General features: G+C 65.2%; 18 protein-coding genes and 1 pseudogene. 8 read left to right on the top strand and 11 right to left on the bottom strand.

Annotated features, from left to right (window positions below; genetic code table 11):
- Positions 1 to 29 precede the first annotated feature (29 nt).
- Positions 30 to 737 (top strand): arginyltransferase, encoded by a 708-nt coding sequence (locus tag EC839_RS14605; protein WP_007162300.1) that lies wholly within the window; start codon positions 30 to 32, stop codon positions 735 to 737.
- Between the two features lie 94 nt (positions 738 to 831).
- Positions 832 to 1,050 carry a translation initiation factor IF-1 gene (gene infA / locus EC839_RS14610; protein ID WP_002553999.1) on the top strand — a complete coding sequence of 73 codons (219 nt, stop codon included), beginning with the start codon at positions 832 to 834 and terminating at the stop codon, positions 1,048 to 1,050.
- A gap of 71 nt (positions 1,051 to 1,121) precedes the next feature.
- Here infA and clpA read toward each other — a convergent pair whose 3' ends face one another.
- Together clpA and clpS are read right to left on the bottom strand one after the other, a co-directional pair.
- On the bottom strand, positions 1,122 to 3,392 hold the full coding sequence (gene clpA, locus EC839_RS14615; RefSeq protein ID WP_007162299.1) for an ATP-dependent Clp protease ATP-binding subunit ClpA: 2,271 nt from the start codon (positions 3,390 to 3,392) through the stop codon (positions 1,122 to 1,124).
- A gap of 48 nt (positions 3,393 to 3,440) precedes the next feature.
- Positions 3,441 to 3,797, bottom strand: coding sequence for an ATP-dependent Clp protease adapter ClpS (clpS, locus tag EC839_RS14620; protein ID WP_007162298.1), 357 nt, complete (start codon positions 3,795 to 3,797; stop codon positions 3,441 to 3,443).
- Positions 3,798 to 4,019: 222 nt separating this feature from the next.
- Here clpS and cspD point away from each other — a divergent pair, with 222 nt between their 5' ends.
- Positions 4,020 to 4,295 carry a cold shock domain-containing protein CspD gene (cspD, locus tag EC839_RS14625; protein WP_007162297.1) on the top strand — a complete coding sequence of 92 codons (276 nt, stop codon included), beginning with the start codon at positions 4,020 to 4,022 and terminating at the stop codon, positions 4,293 to 4,295.
- 2 nt (positions 4,296 to 4,297) lie between these two features.
- On the opposite strand, the gene EC839_RS14630 is transcribed toward cspD, so the two are convergent.
- On the bottom strand, positions 4,298 to 4,618 hold the full coding sequence (locus EC839_RS14630; RefSeq protein ID WP_007162296.1) for a SelT/SelW/SelH family protein: 321 nt from the start codon (positions 4,616 to 4,618) through the stop codon (positions 4,298 to 4,300).
- Between the two features lie 71 nt (positions 4,619 to 4,689).
- Between EC839_RS14630 and EC839_RS14635 the strand changes: the two genes are divergently transcribed.
- The gene (locus tag EC839_RS14635) at positions 4,690 to 6,888 is read left to right on the top strand and encodes a patatin-like phospholipase family protein (protein WP_007162295.1); all 2,199 of its coding nucleotides are present in this window, start codon (positions 4,690 to 4,692) and stop codon (positions 6,886 to 6,888) included.
- On the opposite strand, the gene EC839_RS14640 is transcribed toward EC839_RS14635, so the two are convergent.
- The 3 genes from EC839_RS14640 to recQ all read right to left on the bottom strand — a co-directional run bounded on the left by EC839_RS14640 (position 6,889) and on the right by recQ (position 11,976).
- Positions 6,889 to 9,087: a FimV/HubP family polar landmark protein gene (locus EC839_RS14640; RefSeq protein WP_007162294.1), complete on the bottom strand. Its 2,199-nt coding sequence runs from the start codon at positions 9,085 to 9,087 to the stop codon at positions 6,889 to 6,891.
- Between the two features lie 239 nt (positions 9,088 to 9,326).
- Positions 9,327 to 9,764, bottom strand: a complete 438-nt coding sequence (locus EC839_RS14645; RefSeq protein WP_007162293.1) for a MarR family transcriptional regulator — start codon at positions 9,762 to 9,764, stop codon at positions 9,327 to 9,329.
- A 73-nt stretch (positions 9,765 to 9,837) separates the two neighbouring features.
- The gene (gene recQ, locus EC839_RS14650; protein WP_007162292.1) at positions 9,838 to 11,976 is read right to left on the bottom strand and encodes a DNA helicase RecQ; all 2,139 of its coding nucleotides are present in this window, start codon (positions 11,974 to 11,976) and stop codon (positions 9,838 to 9,840) included.
- Between the two features lie 162 nt (positions 11,977 to 12,138).
- Here recQ and EC839_RS14655 point away from each other — a divergent pair, with 162 nt between their 5' ends.
- Together EC839_RS14655 and EC839_RS14660 are read left to right on the top strand one after the other, a co-directional pair.
- The gene (locus EC839_RS14655; protein ID WP_007162291.1) at positions 12,139 to 12,723 is read left to right on the top strand and encodes a YecA family protein; all 585 of its coding nucleotides are present in this window, start codon (positions 12,139 to 12,141) and stop codon (positions 12,721 to 12,723) included.
- A gap of 3 nt (positions 12,724 to 12,726) precedes the next feature.
- A complete protein-coding gene (locus EC839_RS14660; protein ID WP_007162290.1) occupies positions 12,727 to 13,125 on the top strand; it encodes a YbaN family protein in 399 nt (132 codons plus the stop codon).
- Positions 13,126 to 13,195: 70 nt separating this feature from the next.
- Here the strand turns inward: EC839_RS14660 and EC839_RS24175 are convergent, their stop codons facing one another.
- The 5 genes and pseudogenes from EC839_RS24175 to EC839_RS14675 all read right to left on the bottom strand — a co-directional run bounded on the left by EC839_RS24175 (position 13,196) and on the right by EC839_RS14675 (position 16,668).
- On the bottom strand, positions 13,196 to 13,363 hold the full coding sequence (locus tag EC839_RS24175; RefSeq protein ID WP_007162289.1) for a hypothetical protein: 168 nt from the start codon (positions 13,361 to 13,363) through the stop codon (positions 13,196 to 13,198).
- A gap of 59 nt (positions 13,364 to 13,422) precedes the next feature.
- The gene (locus tag EC839_RS14665; protein WP_007162288.1) at positions 13,423 to 14,034 is read right to left on the bottom strand and encodes a tRNA-uridine aminocarboxypropyltransferase; all 612 of its coding nucleotides are present in this window, start codon (positions 14,032 to 14,034) and stop codon (positions 13,423 to 13,425) included.
- A gap of 61 nt (positions 14,035 to 14,095) precedes the next feature.
- A complete protein-coding gene (locus tag EC839_RS14670; protein WP_372237659.1) occupies positions 14,096 to 15,238 on the bottom strand; it encodes a methyl-accepting chemotaxis protein in 1,143 nt (380 codons plus the stop codon).
- Positions 15,239 to 15,379: 141 nt separating this feature from the next.
- Positions 15,380 to 15,661: pseudogene (locus tag EC839_RS25000) on the bottom strand (PAS domain-containing protein); the annotation flags it as partial.
- A 107-nt stretch (positions 15,662 to 15,768) separates the two neighbouring features.
- Positions 15,769 to 16,668: a LysR family transcriptional regulator gene (locus tag EC839_RS14675; protein WP_007162286.1), complete on the bottom strand. Its 900-nt coding sequence runs from the start codon at positions 16,666 to 16,668 to the stop codon at positions 15,769 to 15,771.
- A gap of 135 nt (positions 16,669 to 16,803) precedes the next feature.
- Here EC839_RS14675 and speB point away from each other — a divergent pair, with 135 nt between their 5' ends.
- Together speB and EC839_RS14685 are read left to right on the top strand one after the other, a co-directional pair.
- On the top strand, positions 16,804 to 17,754 hold the full coding sequence (speB, locus tag EC839_RS14680) for an agmatinase (protein WP_007162285.1): 951 nt from the start codon (positions 16,804 to 16,806) through the stop codon (positions 17,752 to 17,754).
- A gap of 137 nt (positions 17,755 to 17,891) precedes the next feature.
- Complete coding sequence (locus EC839_RS14685) at positions 17,892 to 19,397, top strand: cytosine permease (RefSeq protein ID WP_007162284.1); 1,506 nt, start codon at positions 17,892 to 17,894, stop codon at positions 19,395 to 19,397.
- Positions 19,398 to 19,401 lie beyond the last annotated feature (4 nt).

The raw sequence follows: 19,401 nt of genomic DNA on the forward strand, positions 1-19,401 counted from the left end.
CTCAGGCTAGGCTTATGTAGAGGTTCGACATGACCGAGCTGGCGAGACTCAAGTTCTACGCAACCCAGCCTCACGCTTGCAGTTACCTGCCCAACGAGCAGGCGACCACGCTGTTTCTCGACCCCTCGCAGCCCATGAACGGCCAGATCTACGCGGAGTTGTCCGAACTGGGCTTCCGCCGCAGTGGCGACCACCTCTATCGTCCTCACTGCCAGCTCTGCAAGGCCTGTGTCCCCGCCCGCATTCCCGTCGCCCGCTTTCGCCCCAGCCGCAAGCAGAATCGCGTTCTCAAGCGCAACCTCGACATCAAGGTCAGCCGCTGCGACCCGGGCTTCACCGAAGAGCGCTATCAGCTGTACGCCCGCTACATCAGCGAGCGGCACGCCGACGGCGACATGTTCCCGCCGAGTCGCGGCCAGTTCTCCACCTTCCTGGTCAGCAACCTGCCCTACGCCTTCTTCTATGAGATGCGGGTGGAAGATCGTCTGATCGGAATCGCCGTCACCGATGTCCTGCCCAACGGCATGTCGGCCGTCTATACCTTCTACGATCCCAGCGAGGAGAAGCGCAGCCTCGGCGTCTTCGGCATCCTCTGGCAGATCGCGGAATCCCGGCGCCTCGGCCTGGATGCGGTTTATCTCGGTTACTGGATCAAAGGGTGTCGCAAGATGTCCTATAAGACCGAGTATCGCCCCATCGAGCTCTTCGTCAATCAGCGCTGGGTCGCCCTGGCCTGACGAAATAGCGCTTTTTCTGAATTTCTGTCAGAATATGGGCCTTTTTCGCCCGGACTGCTCTGGGCCTATCTTGTCACCGAGGGCTTTTCTATATATGTCGAAAGAAGACAGCTTCGAAATGGAAGGTACTGTCGTCGACACCCTGCCCAACACCATGTTTCGCGTGGAGTTGGAAAATGGGCACGTCGTCACCGCGCACATCTCCGGAAAGATGCGTAAGAACTACATCCGCATCCTGACGGGGGATAAGGTTCGCGTGGAGCTGACGCCTTACGATCTGAGCAAGGGCCGGATCACCTACCGCGCGCGTTAAGCGAATCCTTTCATGAAAAAGCCCGGCGATGCCGGGCTTTTTCATGAGCGACTGTAAACCGCGACCTGCCCTCAGGCAGGCTCGGCCGTGGTCTCGAACTCGAACTCCAGCTCGTCGTTTACTGCATCGATGTGCACGATACCGCCATGGTCGGCCAGATCGCCGAACAGGATCTGCTCGGCCAGCGGCCGCTTGATCTTGTCCTGGATGAGGCGCGCCATGGGACGAGCACCCATCTGCACGTCATAACCACGCTCTGCCAGCCAGCCACGGGCCGCATCGCTGACCTCGAGCTGCACACGCTTGTCCTCGAGTTGCGCCTGGAGTTCGGTGAGGAACTTGTCGACGATGCTCTTGATGACTTCGGTGCTCAGTCGGCCGAACTGGATGATGGTGTCCAGACGGTTGCGGAACTCCGGCGTGAAGCTCTTCTTGATGACTTCCATGGCATCCGTGGTGTGATCCTGCAGCGTGAAGCCGATGGAGGCACGGGATGCGGTTTCGGCACCGGCGTTGGTGGTCAGGATCAGGATCACGTTGCGGAAGTCGGCCTTGCGACCGTTGTTGTCCGTCAGGGTGCCATGGTCCATGACCTGCAGGAGCAGGTTGAACACCTCGGGGTGGGCCTTCTCGATCTCGTCGAGCAGGAGCACGCAGTGCGGCGTCTTGGTGATGGCCTCGGTCAGCAGACCACCCTGGTCGAAACCGACGTAGCCGGGAGGCGCACCGATCAGCCGGGACACGGTGTGCCGCTCCATGTACTCGGACATGTCGAAGCGCACCAGCTCCACACCCATGGCCTTGGCCAGCTGCCGCGCCACCTCGGTCTTGCCCACGCCGGTGGGACCGGCGAAGAGGAAGGAACCGACCGGCTTGTCAGGCGACTTCAGACCGGCACGGGACAGCTTGATGGCGGTGGACAGGGACTCGATCGCCAGGTCCTGACCGAACACGGTCAGCTTGAGGTCACGCTCCAGGTTGCGGAGCAGCTCCTTGTCGGAACTGTTGACGGTTTTGGGGGGAATCCGCGCGATCTTGGCGACGATGTCCTCGACCTGCTGCACGTCGATGCGCTCGGCGCGACGATCCTCGGGCTGCAGGCGCTGATAGGCGCCGGCTTCGTCGATGACGTCGATGGCCTTGTCAGGCATGTGGCGGTCGTTGATATAGCGGGCGGCCAGCTCGGCTGCCGCACGCAGCGCCTCATCGGTGTACTCGATGTGGTGATGCTGCTCGAAGCGCCCCTTGAGGCCACGCAGGATGCCGTAGGTGTCGTCCACCGAGGGCTCGACCACGTCGACCTTCTGGAAGCGCCGAGCCAGTGCCCGGTCCTTTTCGAAGATGCCGCGGAATTCCTGGAAGGTGGTAGAGCCGATGCAGCGGATCTCGCCGGAGGACAGCAGCGGCTTGAGCAGGTTGGAGGCATCCATCACCCCGCCCGAGGCCGCGCCGGCACCGATGATGGTGTGGATCTCGTCGATGAAGAGCACGGCATGGGGCCGCTTCTTCAGCTCGGCCAGCAGCGCCTTGAATCTCTTCTCGAAGTCGCCACGGTACTTAGTGCCGGCCAGCAGGGCACCGAGGTCCAGGGAGTAGACCACGCTGTCCGCCAGCAGGTCGGGGACCTGACCGTCGACGATGCGCTTGGCCAGGCCTTCGGCGATGGCGGTCTTGCCGACCCCGGCCTCACCCACCAGCAGCGGATTGTTCTTGCGACGCCGGGCGAGGATCTGGGCAACGCGCTCGACTTCGTGCTCGCGGCCGACCAGTGGATCGATGCGGCCCTGCCGCGCCTGCTCGTTGAGGTTGCTGGCGTAGGCTTCGAGCGGATTGTTGGAGGAACTGGGCTCCGCACCCTCCTCCTCGGCGGCGTCCTGATCCTGTTCGGCTTCAGGGGCGGCGCCGGGCACCTTGGAGATGCCGTGGGCGATGAAGTTGACCACGTCGATCCGCGCCACGCTCTGCTGCTTGAGCAGGAACACCGCCTGGCTTTCCTGTTCGCTGAAGATGGCGACCAGGACGTTGGCCCCGGTCACTTCGCGCTTGCCCGAGCTCTGCACGTGGAAGACCGCACGCTGCAGGACCCGCTGGAAGCCCAGCGTCGGTTGCGTTTCGCGCTCGTCATCCTGCTGTGGAATCAGGGGCGTGGTGGAATCTATGAATTCCAACAGATCGCGACGCAGGCGATCGATGTTGGCGCCGCAGGCTCTCAACACGGTGGCGGCCGCTTCGTTGTCCAGCAGCGCCAGCAGGAGGTGCTCAACGGTCATGAATTCATGACGCTTCGTCCTCGCCTCCTTGAAGGCGAGATTCAGGGTGACTTCGAGCTCACGATTCAACATAGCTTCACCTCATAGCCCAAGCAGCACAGTAGCCCAAGCAGCACAGATCTAACTTTCGATTTCGATTTCACACAGCAGCGGGTGGTTGCACTCCCTCGCATATTGATTGACTTGCATGGCCTTGGTTTCAGCGACATCGCGAGTAAATGTTCCGCAGACCGCCTTTCCCTGAGTATGCACAGTGAGCATCACCTGGGTAGCCGCTTCGCGGTTCATGCTGAAGTAGCGTTCCAGCACCTCGACGACGAACTCCATCGGGGTGTAGTCATCGTTATACATCAGAACGCGATATCTGGCTGGCCGTTTTAGTGCAGGTTTGGCTTCCTGCACCGCCAGGCCACCGTTGTCGCCGTCCTGATGTTCGTTGTCGTCCGCCGCCAGTCGGATGGGGTCGATTACACGCATTCTGATCGATTCCGAATTACGGGATGAATAGCAGGAAAAAAAGAGCTTGATCCACGTCTCAGCCGCCTAGTGCCTTGCCTTGACTAAGACTGAAAGGGTGTTACAAACATCCTGTACCCGACGAGGTACCAAGGGTTCCGTTGTAGTGGCGTCTGTGTGGATTCACTGGAACTGTAGTCGAATGATACTCCAGGCTTGGAGTCCTTTGCAGAGGGAGCCGGTATGCTCAGTGGCAAGGTCAAATGGTTCAACAACGCCAAAGGATATGGCTTCATCGTTGCAGATAACAGTGATGAAGACCTATTCGCTCATTACTCGGCCATTCAGATGGACGGTTACCGCACACTCAAGGCGGGCCAGGCGGTCAACTTCAATATCGTTCAGGGTCCCAAGGGGCTGCACGCCGTCGAGATTCGCGCGGCCGAAGTGAGCGCACCCGCCGCAGCGCCAGTCACCAATACCCTCGATGTACGGGATACGGTCAGCTCGGAAGCCTGATCTCACGCCCCTTCGGGGGCGCCATCCCCGCCTTCGCGCCGCTGTCCTTCGCTGTGCCCCAGATCGCGTTCCGGAAACACCAGGTCCCTGACCCGGTTCTTCAGCGTTCTGGCATCGGGAAAGCCGCCATCCCGCTTGCGCTCCCAGAGCACCTCTCCGCCACAGGCGATCTCGAACACGCCACCGGTTCCCGGTAGCAGCGTCACCCCACCCAGATCGGTACCAAAGGTGCTAAGCAGCTCCTGAGCCAGCCAGCCCGAGCGCAGCAGCCATTGGCACTGGGTGCAGTAATGGATGGTGATGACAGGTTTGGCGTTCGACACGATACACCTCGCAAGGCCTGGGCTCCCTATAATACGCAGCCCCCGATCCCGTCCGCCATGTGGTCCGTCCTATGCGCCTGTTGCTGCCCGTAGTCTGCCTTCTGCTGTCCGCCCTGGCCTGGGGTGCGCCACCGCCCAAGGTGGGACTGGTGCTGTCCGGCGGCGCGGCCCGGGGGCTGGCGCATATCGGCGTGCTCAAGGCGCTGGAGGAACAGGGCATCCAGGTCGACGCCATCGCCGGCACCAGCATGGGCGCGGTGATCGGTGGTCTCTATGCCGCCGGCTACAGCGCTGAGGAACTGGAACGCATCGCGCTGGACATGGATTGGGGCCAGGTGCTCTCCGACCAGCCGCCACGCAAGGACGTGCCCTTCAGGCGCAAGCAGGACGACCGCGATTTCCTGGTCAAGCAGAAGCTGAGCTTTCGCGACGATGGCACCCTGGGCCTGCCGATCGGGGTGATCCAGGGCCAGAACCTGGGGATGATGCTGGAAAAGCTGTTCGTGCATACCAGCGACACCCGGGATTTCAACCAGTTGGCCATCCCCTTCCGCGCCGTGGCCACGGACATCACCACCGGCGAGAAGGTGGTGTTCGACCACGGCCACCTGCCCCGGGCCATTCGCGCCAGCATGTCGATTCCGGCGGTGTTCGCCCCGGTGGAGATCGACGGTCGGCTGCTGGTGGACGGCGGCATGGTCGACAACATCCCCATCGACGTAGCCCGGGACATGGGCGCGCAGCGAGTGGTGGTGGTCGACATCGGCACCCCGCTGCTCAAGCGCAAGGACCTGACCACGGTGCTGGACGTGCTCAATCAGTCCACCACCCTGATGACCCGCAACAACTCCCAGGCGCAACTGGCGACCCTGGGCAAGCAGGACCTGCTGATCCAGCCGCCGCTGGCCAGCTATACCAGCGCCGACTTCAGCGAGGTCAAGGCGCTGATCGATGCGAGCTACCGGGCGACGATGGCCATGGCCGGCGAGCTCGCGGTGCTGCGCAAGGACGCGAAGAACGAACGCACCACCGCGGTGGCGGCCGCGCGTGCACCCAGCAGCCGCACCCCGGTCATCGACGCCATCCGCATCGAAAACGATTCCAAGGTTGAGGACGAGGTCATCCGCCACTACATCCGCCAGCGCCTGGGCGAACCGCTCAATGTCGAGCGCCTGCAGGATGACATGAGCACCCTCTATGGCCTGGACTACTTCGACCAGGTGGAATACCGCATCCGCCGGGATGGCCCCGGTGACAACGTGCTGGTGATCTACGCCCGCGGCAAGCGCAGCGGCACGGACTTCCTGCGGCTGGGCCTGAATCTGTCGGATGACCTGCGAGGCGACAGCGCCTTCAACTTCGGTGCCAGCTATCGCATCAATGGCCTCAATCGCCTGGGTGGCGAATGGCTGACGCGGGTGCAGATCGGCGATCACCAGGAGCTCTACAGCGAGTTCTACCAGCCGCTGGACGTCGGCTCACGCTATTTCATAGCCCCCTATATCGGCGGCGAGGCGCGCAACATCGAGCAGCTGGAACGCAACGACCCCATCGCCGAATACCGCCGCGAACGCTATGGCTTCGGCCTGAACGTAGGGCGGCAGATCGGCAACAAGGCCGAGATACGCCTGGGCATCGGCCACGACTGGGGCAGCACCAAGGTGCATGTCGGCCCGCGAGAGACACCCGAGGAATCCTTTACCGAAGGCTTCTACGAATTGCGCTATTCGCTGGACGATCTGGACGACGTGAACTTCCCGCGGGAGGGCCAGGATCTGGCCTTGACGCTCAAGCAATTCGATCCGAGCCTGGGCTCGGATTCGCGCTATCGGCAGCTGGATCTGCACCTGAACAAGGCGCTTAGCTACGGCTACAACACCTTCGTGCTGGGTGGCGGCCTGGGCCGCACCCTGTCGACCGACAGCGACACCAATGTGGTGACCAGCAGCTTCCTGCTGGGCGGAGCCTGGCAGCTCTCGGGCTATCGGCAGGACGCCCTGTCCGGGCAGAACTACGGTCTGGCGCGACTGATCTATTACCACCAGCTCACGCAGCGCTCACTGTTCCCGCTGGACACCCCGGTGTACCTGGGTGGCAGCCTGGAGCAGGGGCGGATCTGGAACCGCGATGACGACTACGACAGCGGCAACATCAGCGCGGCCAGCCTGTTCCTCGGCCTGGATACGCCACTGGGGCCGCTCAAGTTCACCTATGGCCTGAGCGACCAGGGCGAGCACGCCTTTTACATCAACCTGGGCAACAGCTTCTGATCAGGCGATGCGGGACAGCAGGATCTCGGCCCGCTCGCGCTGACTGTCGCTGCCCTCGCTGACGATCTCCTGCAGCAACGAGGTCGCGTGCTGGACGTCGCCCTGGTCGAGACAGGCCTCGGCCTCGGCGAACCGCCGGGCGATGGTGTCGGCCATGAAGTGCTCGTCGAGACTCAGGTCCAGCTCCATGACCGCCGGCAACTCGCCCAGGCCTTCGGGGAAGTCGTCCTCAAGGCTGACCTCCAGGGCATCGACCTGCTTCCACCCGGAATCGGCATCCAGTTCCTCGGTCAGGGCAATGGCCTCATCGAGACTGAGGTCGGCCAGATCCAGGTCATAGTGCTCTTCAGTCACCGGTGCAGGCGTCGCCGGCTCGGCGAATTGCAATTCCGCCGACCACTCGCTCGCCGGCGCGTCGAACGCCGGCAGGTCGAGGTCCAGATCATCTTCCGGCAGGGGATCCACCGGTTCGGCGGACATCCCGGGAAACTGGGCATGCAGCACTGCCAGGCTCGCCGCCACGCCGCCCAGCGCGAGAAAGCGCTGTTCATGCTGCCGGAACGCCTGGGCCTCGCCCAGGGTGGCCAGCACCCGGAGCAGCAGCAGCCGCAGATCCTGACGGCGATCGTCTTCGGCGAGGCCGCTTTCCAGCACTTCTCGCGCCTGGCCGTAGCGGCCATAGGCGATGTAGATCTCCGCACGACCGGCATGATCGTCGACCGGCGCCGGACTGGCGACGGCCGCCGGCCTGGCCTTGGCGGGCACCGGCTGGGTAGCGGCCAGAACGGGCTCGGGGAGGGGCTCCGCCCTATCGAGCTGCTCGACCTCGTCCTCCACGTCGACAGCAGCCTCTTCGGCTTGCCGTCGACGCCACCAGAGCACTCCGGCCAGGGCCAGAATGGCCGCGGCGCCAGCCAGCAACAGGGAGCGCAGGGACAGCAGGCCTTCGTCGGCGCTGTCGGACGTGGAACCCACAACGGGTGCCGCCTGCGGCGCTGGCGTTGCAGGTGCCGCGGGGGTGGCTACCGGCGCCGGCGCGGCCAGGGCCACCGAACGCGCCTGCTTCAACTGCTGCTGCAGACCGTCACGGTCCTGCTGAAGCTGTTCGATCATCGCCTCTTTCTGCGCCAGCAGCGCGTCGTAGCGCTCCTGCAGCTGGGTGAGCTGACCCTCCAGATCGCCGACCTGCCGACCCAGGTCCTGGGTCACCAGCAGCGGCTTGGTGTCCTCGGCAGGGCTTGCGGCGGGCTGCGGCGCCGTTACGGGTGGCGCCGCCCCTTCGCTTGCCGGGGCTGGGGCCGCGACGGGCGCTGGTGCGGCTGCCGAGGCCGCGGGTGCAGGTTCCAGCACCGGCGCGGCGGCGACCGGTGCCGCGGGCACCGGGGTGGGCGCCGGCGATGGGGCGGTCTTGGCCACCACGGGTTGCCGCGGCGCAGGCTCGCTGACCCCCACCGGCAGCCGCAGGCGCTGCCCGGCCTTGAGTCGCCCGGGATCGTTGTTGGCGAAGGACGCCGGATTGAGCGCGAACAGATCGGCCATGAGCTGCTCCGCCGACCGGTTCGCCATGGGCCCCAGGCGCTTGGAAATGCTCCAGAGGGTGTCCTTGGGACGCGTCTGGTAGACGCCTTCCCCGGCAGCCAGATCCGGCGAAGGTGCCAGCCCCTGGCGCGGCGCCGAAACGGCTTGTCGAGCCATCGAGCCCGTGGCGGGGGCCGCAGCGGCGGCGCGCGCGGGTGCAGCCTGGACCCGCGCCGGCGCCGTACTGGCGACGCTGGTAGGGGCGCCACCGCTGCGCGGAGGATCCACCAGCAGGGTGAATTCGCGCAGCTGCTTGCCGCCTGGCTGTTCCAGCTGGACGATGAAGCCGAGATAGGGCTCGACCAGCGAGCGCCGCGAGGTGACCTCGATGTAGCTACCGGCCGCGGTGCGCAGGTGCGGGGTGAATACCAGGTCGTCGAGGAACTGGGTGCGGTCCACGCCAGCCTGGGCGAACGCCTCGTTCGCCGCCAGGTGGATGCGGAAGTCCCCGGCATCGGCATCGCCGATATTGACCAGCTCGATCCGCGCGCGCAGGGGCTCGTTCAGAGCGGACTGCAGGGTGATGCCCCCCAGGCCGAGCGCGAACGCCGCTTGAGGAAGAGTGGCCAGCGCGGCGGCCGACAGGATGACAAAGGCAAGGGGACGGCGTTTCGCGACCATGGATACCGCTGCGTCAGGTATTCGAGTAAACCGGTGTTTTAGCGCGGTGGCTCACAAAAATCGCCTCCGCTACGCTGGAACGTAGCATCGATACCGACAGACGGCAAACCGATGGCCGCACGCGCCGAAAAGCCCACCGCGAAGGCGACTGGGCGCGATAGGCGATCCCAGACGCCTCGGCCGAAGCGGGTGTTGATGGCGGGGGGCGCTACCGCGCGGGGCAAGCCGCCAGACGGCAGTCAACCGCGCTCGAGATTGGCCAGGACGCGCTGGTGTACCTGTTGGCAGATGGCGATCTCTTCGTCGTCCAGGCCGCTGAGCAGCTCCTTGCGCAGGGCTTCGGCGATGGTCTCGATCTTCTCGATCAGCGGACCGGCCTCCTGGGTCAGCATGATGCGCTTGGCACGCCGGTCCTCGGTAACCGCCAGGCGCTTGACCAGCCCCTGCTTTTCCAGACCGTCCAGCAGCCGTGCCAGGGTCGGCCCCTCGATGCTGATGCTCTGGGCGAGCTCACGCTGGGTGGGCTGGACGCCTTTCATCCGCGCCAGGTTCAGCAATACCTGCCAACGCGCCTGAGACAGCCCCAGATGACTCAGGCGCCGGTCGAGTTCGGCGCGCCAGGCACGGGAAACGTGGAAGATCTGGCGGCCAAACAAGTGTGGATCGGTAGGGGTCATTCAGGCTAAACCTTGTACTTGGATTTTCTCATTATTCTGTTTACCGGCATGGCGGAGCAACCGCCGCGCCTCGCTAGTCCGCCAATTCCGCCTGCAGGGCTGCCCGCACGCAGTACAGCGCACCCGCCGCCACCCGCCCTTCGAAGCGCGCGGCGACCTGGGCTACCGGCGGCAATTCGCCCTCGTCCTCAAGGAAGGCATCCTGGATTTCCGCCAGCAGATCCTCTGGCAGGTCCAGGGCCTGCTCCAGGGCGATCTGCTGCCCGGCAATGGCCTCGGCCAATAGTGCATAGACATTCTTTTCCGAGCAATTGAGCTGGCGCGCCGCCTGCTCGGGCGTCATCCCGGCGCGTACCAGGGTCAGCACCTCGTGGCGCACGTCGGCGACCGGCGCTGGCGCGGCGTCGCCGTCATTGAGCGCGTCGAGAAAGGCCTGGCCGTAGCGCTCCAGCTTGCGCGCGCCCACGCCGCTGACCCGGCTCATCTCGTCCAGCGAGCGCGGCTGGCTGCGCAGCATCTCCAGCAGGGTGGCGTCGGGGAAGATCACATAGGGCGGTACCGAGTGCTCCTCGGCCAGCTTGCGTCTCAGGGTGCGCAAGACCTCCCAGCGTTCGCGTTCGTCGGCGCGCACCAACTGGCTGGCGGCACTGGCCGAACCACTGCCACTGCTGCCCCGCCCGCGCTGGGGCTTGGGATCGCGGCGCAATTCGATGCGCACTTCGCCGCGCAGCAGGGGGCGGCAGCTTTCGGTCAGGCGCAGGCCGCCGAAGCCGTCGACATCCACCTCGGCCAGGCCACGGGCGACCAGCTGGCGGAACAGGGTGCGCCACTCGTCTTCGCCGCGGGCCTTGCCCAGGCCGAAAACGGCCAGGCGCTGATGGCCGAGGCTCACGATCTTTTCGGTTTCCCGACCGAGCAGGATGTCGACCAGGTGCCCTACCCCATAGCGCTGACCGCTACGGTAGATGGCCGACAGCGCCTGGCGCGCCGGTTCGGTGGCGTCCCAGGTCTCCACGGTATCGATGCAGTTATCGCAATGGCCGCAGGGCTGGGGCAGGTGATCGTCGAAATAGGCCAGCAGCACCTGGCGCCGACAGCGGGTTTCCTCGCACAGCGCCAGCATGGCTTCGAGCTTGTGCCGCTCGATGCGCTTGTGGCGCTCGTCGCCCTCGGAGTTCTGCATCATCTGCCGCAGCAGCAGCACGTCCTGCAGGCCGTAGGCCATCCAGGCATCGGCCGGCAGGCCGTCACGGCCGGCACGTCCGGTTTCCTGGTAGTAGGCTTCCAGGCTCTTGGGCAGATCGAGGTGGGCGACGAAGCGCACGTTGGGCTTGTCGATGCCCATGCCGAAGGCGATGGTGGCGACCATGATCAGCCCTTCCTCGTTGAGGAAACGCTTCTGGTTGGCGGCGCGCACGTCATTGGGCAGGCCGGCGTGATAGGGCAAGGCCGGAAAACCCTGGTTGCTGAGCTGCTCGGCCACCTCCTCCACCTTCTTGCGCGACATGCAGTAGACGATGCCGGCATCGCCGCGACGCTCGGCCAGAAAGGCCAGCAGCTGCTTGCGTGGCGACTCCTTGGGCACGATGCGATAGAAGATGTTGGGTCGGTCGAAGCTGGAGAGAAAGCGCTCAGCCTGCTCCAGGTGCAGGCGGCTGGCCATCTCTTCACGGGTACGGGAATCCGCGGTGGCGGTGAGCGCCAGGCGCGGCACGCCGGGAAAGTGTTCGGCCAGCTGACCGAGCTGCATGTATTCCGGGCGGAAGTCATGGCCCCACTGGGACACGCAGTGGGCTTCGTCGATGGCGAACAGGGCGATCGGCAGGCGCTTGAGGAAATCCAGCATGCGCGGCTGGACCAGGCGCTCGGGTGCGAGATAAAGCAGCTTAATCTCGCCGCGCTCCAGCTGCGCGGCGACGGCTCTCTGCTGTTCGCCGGTCATGGTGGAGTTTAGCGCGGTCGCCGACACGCCCAGTTCCAGCAGGGTGGCGACCTGGTCGTCCATCAGCGCGATCAGCGGCGAGACCACCACGGCCACGCCGGGCCTCAGCAGGGCCGGCACCTGATAGCACAGGGACTTGCCGCCGCCCGTGGGCATCAGCACCAGCGCATCGCCACCGCTGGCCACGCGCTCGATGATCCGGGCCTGGTTGCCACGGAACGCGTCGTAGCCAAAGACGTCTTTAAGGATGCGCAGCGCAGGTTCTGACATGAAGCCTCCTCGAATGGAACGGCCATTATACGGATGCCGAGGTCGCTGCGGCGGTGCTTTTCCGTCGGCCGGCGCCGGGCCGTCAGGTTCGACGTGACCGGGGCGCTCGTCTACAATTCCGGCCGTTCTGCCCTTTCGAATCCTTTCCGAGGTAAGTAGCCGATGTCCTTCGCCGAACAATTGACCCGTCTGCGCGATTTTCTCGATGCAGACGATCTGCACGAAGAAGCGCTCGACTACGTAGCCGCCCATGGCTACCTGACCGCCCTGTCCATCTGCCCGGAAGAGGTTCCCGAACGCGAGTGGATCGACGCCCTCTTCGCCGAGCCGCCGCAGTATCGCGATGCCGCCCAGCAGGAGGAGATCGAGCGTTCCCTGGTGCAGCTTAAGGCGCATATCCTGCGCGTGCTGGGCAGTGACGAAGAGCTGGACCTGCCCTGCGACCTGGATCTCGGCCCCGAGCCGGACGACTCCGAACTGCGCGGCTGGTGCATCGGCTTCATGGAAGGCGTGTTCCTGCGCGAAGCCGTGTGGTTCGAAGACGCCGAAGACGAGGTCAGCGAGCTGCTGCTGCCGATCATGGTGGGTTCGGGTCTTTTCGACGAACAGCCGGAGTTCTCCGAGATCGCCCAGGACCGTCGCCTGGTCGCCGACATGATGGTGCAGATCCCGGAATTACTGACCCAGCTGTTCCTGCTCTGCCATTCCCCCGAAGAAAAGCCGGCGCTGCTCAAGCCGCGTCACTGAGCGATGGACGAGGCCACCCCCAGACCCCGCCAGCGCAAGGGCTGGGTCCGCTACCTGCTGCTGGGCCTCGGCTGGCTCAGCGTGGCCCTGGGCATCATCGGCGCCTTCCTGCCCTTGCTGCCCACCACGCCCTTCCTGCTCCTGGCCGCGGCCTGCTTCATGCGCAGTTCCGAGCGCTTCTATCTGTGGCTGATCAACCACAAATGGTTGGGGCCCTGGGTCAAGCCCTATCTGGAAGGCGAAGGCATCCCGCTCAAGGGCAAGGTCTACGCCATCGTCGCCATGTGGATCAGCGTGGGCTTTTCCTGCTGGCTGGTGCCCTACGTCTGGGCACGGGTAGCGGCCTTCACCAGCTGCGCGGCGGTGACGGTCTACCTGCTCCGGCAGAAGACCCGGCGCTAGCCGCGCGACCGACATGAAAAAAGGGCGATCAGTGATGATCGCCCTTTTTTCATAGGAAGCGCAGCGGCGCTCAGGCGGCTCTGGCCATGGGGGTCGGCGGTGCCTGATCGGGTACGGTGGGCTCGCCCGGCTCGCTGGGCTGGATGGGCGCCGGATCGGGCTGATCGGGTTCACCGCCAGCACGGGGCATGGCAAGGCTGGCGAATTCGTCGTGCTGGCGGATCGGGAAGCGGGACATGGGGTGACTCCTCTGCTGACTCTCTCTAGGTAGAGTGGTCCGGCACCCAGGTAATTCCCTCAGTCGCGCGGCTCTGCGCCGCCATGATTGCGTGCAAAGGTTTCCGGCCCCATGGCGGCGATCTGGCCGTCGATTAGCGCCTCGAAGGGTGCCAGCAAGGCATCGAAGCGGCGCGGCGCCTCCAGCGCATTCAACGCCGCGACCACGGCCTCCACGGTCGACAGCGCATCCGGCGCCGGGGCCTTGCGCACCCGATAGCGCGAGGGTGCGCCAGGCGGCAGGGTAAGCCTGGGCAAGGCCGCCAGCAGCGGATTGGCGTGCAGCAGCAAGCGCGCCTTGCGCCAGGTGCCGTCGGGAATCACCAGCAGCCGTGGCGCTTTGGTCACGGCAGCAGGCGGCAACAGATCGACCGTGACCGCCTCGGGTCCGGGAAACAGCAGCCAGGCGTCATGGTCAGCGAGCCAGAGCGGCAGGTCGGGAAAGGTCTCGCCAATCTCCAGCTGCGCATTGTCGAGCCCCAGGGCGGCCAGGCGCGCCGTGTTGAGCGGATGGCGCCGCTCGCTGGGATGCTGCAGCAGCAGCACCCGGGTGCGACTGGCCAGGGCAGGAATCAGCGCGCACAGGCAGAGCGACAGGGGACGCTGGCAGCGGGCGCAGGCGGGACGGGACATCAAAGCTTCCGGAGCAAATCGGGGCGGCGATCATACCGGATCGCCGCCGCCCTGCTCCGCCCTAGCGATTGAAGCGCGCGGTGAGATCGTGCAGGTAGTCGGCCATGCCTTCCAGTTCGCGACTCAGTTCCGAGCCGCGACGGGCCTGGGCCGAGCTGTGATCGGAGAGATCGGCGATGCGGCTGATCTGGCGGTTGATGTCCTCGGACACGTGACTCTGCTCTTCCACCGCAGTGGCCATCTGCTGGCTCATGGCGGTGATGAGGCTGACCGAGGCACTGATGCCTTCCAGGGACTCGCGTACCGCTGCCGAGTGGCGTTCGCTCTGGCGCGAGGTCTCTTCGCCGCGACTGGCGGTGGCCACCGCGCGGTCGGCATTGGCCTGCAGATTGGCGATGATCTGGTGGATCTGTTCGGTGGATTCGCGGGTGCGCGAGGCCAGCGAGCGGACCTCGTCGGCCACCACGGCGAAACCACGGCCAGCCTCGCCGGCGCGGGCGGCCTCAATGGCGGCGTTGAGCGCCAGCAGGTTGGTCTGTTCGGCGATGGCGGTGATGACGTCGGCAACGCTGCCGATGCTCTGGGTCGAGTTGGCCAGCTCGCCAACGGTCTGACCGATGTCGCTGACCGCCGCGCCGAGTTCGCGCATGGAGGTCAGGCTCTCTTCGGCCTTGTCCCGCCCGGAATGCACCAGACTCTCGGCATTGGCGGCGGCCTGGGCGGTCTCCTGGACGTTCTGCGAGACCTCGTGGATGGTGGAAGTCATCTGGGTGATGGCAGCGGCGGACTGGTCGGTCTCATGGCGCTGCTGTTCCAGCAGCTCGGCCTCGGACTGGGCCAGCTGGGAGGATTCGCGGGCCTTCAGGCGCACGCTGTCGCCAACGTCGGCCAGGCGGGTCAGGGCCGTCTGCAGCCGCGCAGCCTCGCTGTGCAGCGCCAGGTCCAGGCGCGCCGGGGCGCCGACCTGATCACTGTAGGTCGGGGCGACCACGGCACTGGAAAACATCTTTGGATGATCGGCGAGGATGCGTTCGATGCTGGCGCGCTGGCGATACAGCTGGTGCGCGCTGATGCCCAGCAGGGCAGCGACAATGAGCACCGTTTGCGCGGGGTCATTCAGCACGAAGTGGCCGCCGAGGATGACGCCAGTGGCTGCCACCGTCGACCAGCAGGCGGCGATGGCGCTGCCCAGGCGGCGAGTCATGGGCACGGGGGCCTTGCCGGCATTGATGCGGGCATAGAGTTCGCCGGCGCGACGGACTTCGCTGGCGCTGGGCAGCGAACGCACGGATTCGTAACCGATCACCCGGCCCTGCTCGAGGATCGGAGTGACATAGGCGCTCACCCAGTAGAAATCACCGTTCTTGCAGCGATTCTTGACGATGCCCATCCACGGCTTGCCTTCCTTGAGGGTCGCCCACATGTGGCCGAACACCGGCGGCGGCATGTCGGGATGACGCACCAGATTGTGCGGACTGCCGATCAGCTCCTCCCGGGTATAGCCACTGATGGCGATGAAGGCCTCGTTGCAGTAGGTGATGTTCCCCTGCAGGTCAGTGGTGGAGATGAGTCGTTCTTCTTCCTTGAAGGTACGGCCTTGCTGGGTGACCGGCAAATTCGTGCGCATGCGGGTGCCTTATCTAGCGGGTTATCTACTCCGTGCGACATCAACCAGTTCAATGGTGGCCAACTGCCGTCACAGGCGCCGACGGTAACCATTTGGTTATCGTCATACTAGCTATCGGCATGTTGCATCTGGGCTTTAAGGATGCGCTGAAAACTCTGGATAAGCGGCTCCTTTCCGCGCCCTCGACGGCTGATGAGGGAGAACGGCGCCTGATAGCCAAAGGTGGCCGGTTGCAGGGCCTTGAGCCGCCCCTGGTCGACCCAGGCGTGGACATAGTGCTCCGGGAGATAGCCGATATAGGCACCCGAAAGGATGAGGATCAACTGCGCCTCCATACTTTCCACGGTAGCGGCGCTTTCCTTGAAGCCATGGCGAGCCAGCTCCGCCTGACTCCAGTAGCCGCGTCGCACCATCCGCTGGCGGGTGATCATCTCGGCCGGGATGCGCCGCTCCTGGAACAGTGGATGCCGATCACTGCAATACAGCCAGTGCTGCTCGCGATACAGCGGCTGGTAGACCACCCCGTTCATACGGGCGGAAAAGGCGCCCACGGCGAGATCCAGCCGTCCTTCCAGGACGCCGAGCTGCAACTCATAAGGGCTGGTCACGGCCAGGTGCAGATGCACGCCGGGATAGTCATGGGTATAGCGGCCGATCACCTGGGCCAGCGGCAGAGCCGGTTCGCTGGACAGCGAATCCAGCACGCCGAGGTTGAGGGTGCCGCTCAGTTCGCCCCTGAGCGTGGTGGCGTAGCGTTCAAAGCCCTCGATCTCGCCCAGGATGCGCAGGGTTTCCTGGTGGAAGAGTTCACCCTTGCTGGTCAGGGCGAATCCGCCCCGACCGCGATGACAGAGGGTGACGCCGAGCTGACCCTCCAGCCGGCTCATGTAGGTGCTGATGGCCGAGGTGGACAGGTTCAATTCCTGCTGCGCCGCGGCGAATCCCTGGTGGCGGACCACGCAGGCGAACAGCTTGAGTAGGCGGATATCGTGGAGGGCATTGGCCATGGCGGACTCCGGTGGACGCAGCCCGGCAGTCTAGCCATTAGTTCAGAAATCTCTGAAGTGATTTTTTGTCCGGGCCGATTCTTCAGCCGCCATCGGCTTTGCACAATCGGGACATCACTACGACGAGGATGACCCGTGGAAAAGATCCTGCACCAGCCGCTGGGCGGCAACGAGATGCCCCGTTTCGGCGGCATTGCCAGCATGCTGCGACTGCCCCACCTCGCCTCCCCTCAAGGCCTCGATGCCGCCTTCATCGGCATCCCGCTGGACATCGGCACCTCGCTGCGCTCCGGCACCCGCTTCGGTCCGCGCCAGCTGCGCAGCGAATCGGTGATGATCCGGCCCTACAACATGGCCACCGGCGCGGCGCCCTTCGATTCCCTGAGTGTCGCCGACCTGGGCGATGTGGCCATCAACACCTTCAACCTGCTCGATACGGTGCGGCTGATCGAGGCGCATTACGACCAGGTGCTGGAGCACGATGTCATCCCCCTCACCCTGGGCGGCGATCACACGCTGACCCTGCCGATCCTGCGCGCCATGAAGAAGAAGTACGGCAAGATCGGCCTGGTGCACGTGGATGCCCATGCCGACGTCAACGAGCACATGTTCGGCGAGAAGATCGCCCATGGCACCACCTTCCGCCGCGCGGTGGAGGAAGGCCTGCTCGACTGCGACCGGGTGGTGCAGATCGGCCTGCGCGCCCAGGGCTACGCCGCCGACGATTTCGACTGGTGCCGCGAGCAGGGCTTTCGGGTGGTGCAGGCCGAGGAGTGCTGGCACCGCTCCCTGACCTCGCTGATGGCCGAGGTGCGCGAGCGAGTCGGGGGCGGACCGGTGTATCTGTCCTATGACATCGACAGCATCGACCCAGCCTGGGCGCCAGGGACCGGCACGCCGGAGATCGGCGGCCTGACCACCATCCAGGCGCTGGAGATCATCCGCGGCTGCCGAGGACTCGAGCTGGTGGGCTGCGACCTGGTCGAGGTCTCGCCGCCCTATGACACCACCGGCAATACCGCGCTGCTCGGCGCCAACCTGCTCTACGAGATGCTCTGCGTGCTGCCGGGGGTCGCCTACCGCTGACGCTCCAAGGTGCGGCGACCCGCCATGACGGTCGCCCACCCGCTGTCTTTTCGCTGCCGAACACCGGCGGACCGCCTGGTCCGCCGACAACAAGAACGCGGGTCCGGCCTGCGTATAACCGTGTCGAGGCGTCATCCATGGACCATCATGACGGCATCACCCGTATCGAAACCTTTGGCGTCGAGCAGATTCCCGACCACGAACGCCATGCCACCCCCTTCGACCTGTTCCGCCTGATCTTTGGCGGGGCCAACACCTTCGCCACCGCCGTGCTCGGCAGCTTTCCGATCCTGTTCGGCCTGTCCTTCCAGGCCGGGGTGCTGGCCATCACGACCGGGGTCCTCTGTGGCGCGCTGATCCTGGCGCCCATGGGGCTGTTCGGCGCGCTCAACGGCACCAACAACGCCGTCTCCTCCGGTGCCCATTTCGGCGTCCACGGCCGTATCGTCGGCTCCTTTCTCTCGCTGTTGACCGCCGTCGCCTTCTTTTCGCTATCGGTCTGGAGTTCCGGCGATGCCCTCGTGGGCGGTGCCCAGCGCCTGGTCGGACTGCCGGAGAACGCGCTCAGCCTGGGGCTGGCCTACGGGCTGTTCGCCGTGCTGGTGCTGACGGTGTGCCTCTATGGCTTTCGCTTCATGCTGTGGGTCAATAAGATCGCCGTGGTCAGTGCCAGCCTGCTGTTCCTGCTCGGCATCCCGGCCTTCGCCGGCAGCTTCGACGCCGGTTACGCCGGCACCCTGCAAGCCGGTCAGCCGGGCTTCTGGGCAGCCTTCATCGGCGCGGCCCTGGTGGCCATGAGCAATCCGGTGTCCTTTGGCGCCTTTCTCGGCGACTGGTCGCGCTACATTCCGCGGCAGACGCCCCGCCTGCGCATCCTGCTGGCGGTGAGCGCGGCCCAAGCCGCCACCCTGATCCCCTTCCTGTTCGGCCTGGCCACCGCCTCGCTGGTGGCGACCAGAGCACCCGACTACATCGCGCAAAACAACTATGTGGGCGGCCTGCTGGCCATCGCTCCCACCTGGTACTTCCTGCCGGTGTGCCTGCTGGCGATCATCGGTGGCCTGTCCACCGGCACCACCGCGCTCTATGGCACCGGCCTGGATCTCTCCAGCGTGCTACCCCGGCTGCTGACCCGGATTCGGGCGACCCTGCTGATCGGGCTGGCGGCCATCGCCTTCATCTTCATCGGGCGCTTCAGCTTCAACCTGGTGCAGAGTGTCTCCACCTTTGCCGTGCTGATCGTGACCTGCACCAGCCCCTGGATGGTGATCATGATCCTCGGGCTGGTGGTCCGCCGCGGCTTCTATTGCCCGGACGATCTGCAGGTGTTCACCCGCGGCGAGCAGGGTGGCCGCTACTGGTTCCACCATGGCTGGAACTGGCGCGGCATGGGCGCCTGGATTCCCAGCGCCCTGCTCGGCCTCGCCTTCGTCAATCTGCCCGGTCAGTTCGTCGGGTCCCTGGGTGAGCTGGCGGGCGGCATCGACCTGAGCCTGCCGCTGGCCCTGGGCAGCGCCGCCCTGCTCTATCTGCTGCTGCTCCTGCTGTTCCCGGAACCGGCGGCCGTCTATGGCCCGACCGGCCCGCGACGCCCCAGACGCAGTCGTGCCCGCACCTCGCTCCCGGGCGTCCGCGCCGCCTGATACC

The organism is Pseudomonas sp. JUb52 (genome assembly GCF_004341115.1).
Taxonomy (GTDB): Bacteria; Pseudomonadota; Gammaproteobacteria; order Pseudomonadales; family Pseudomonadaceae; genus Chryseomonas; species Chryseomonas oryzihabitans.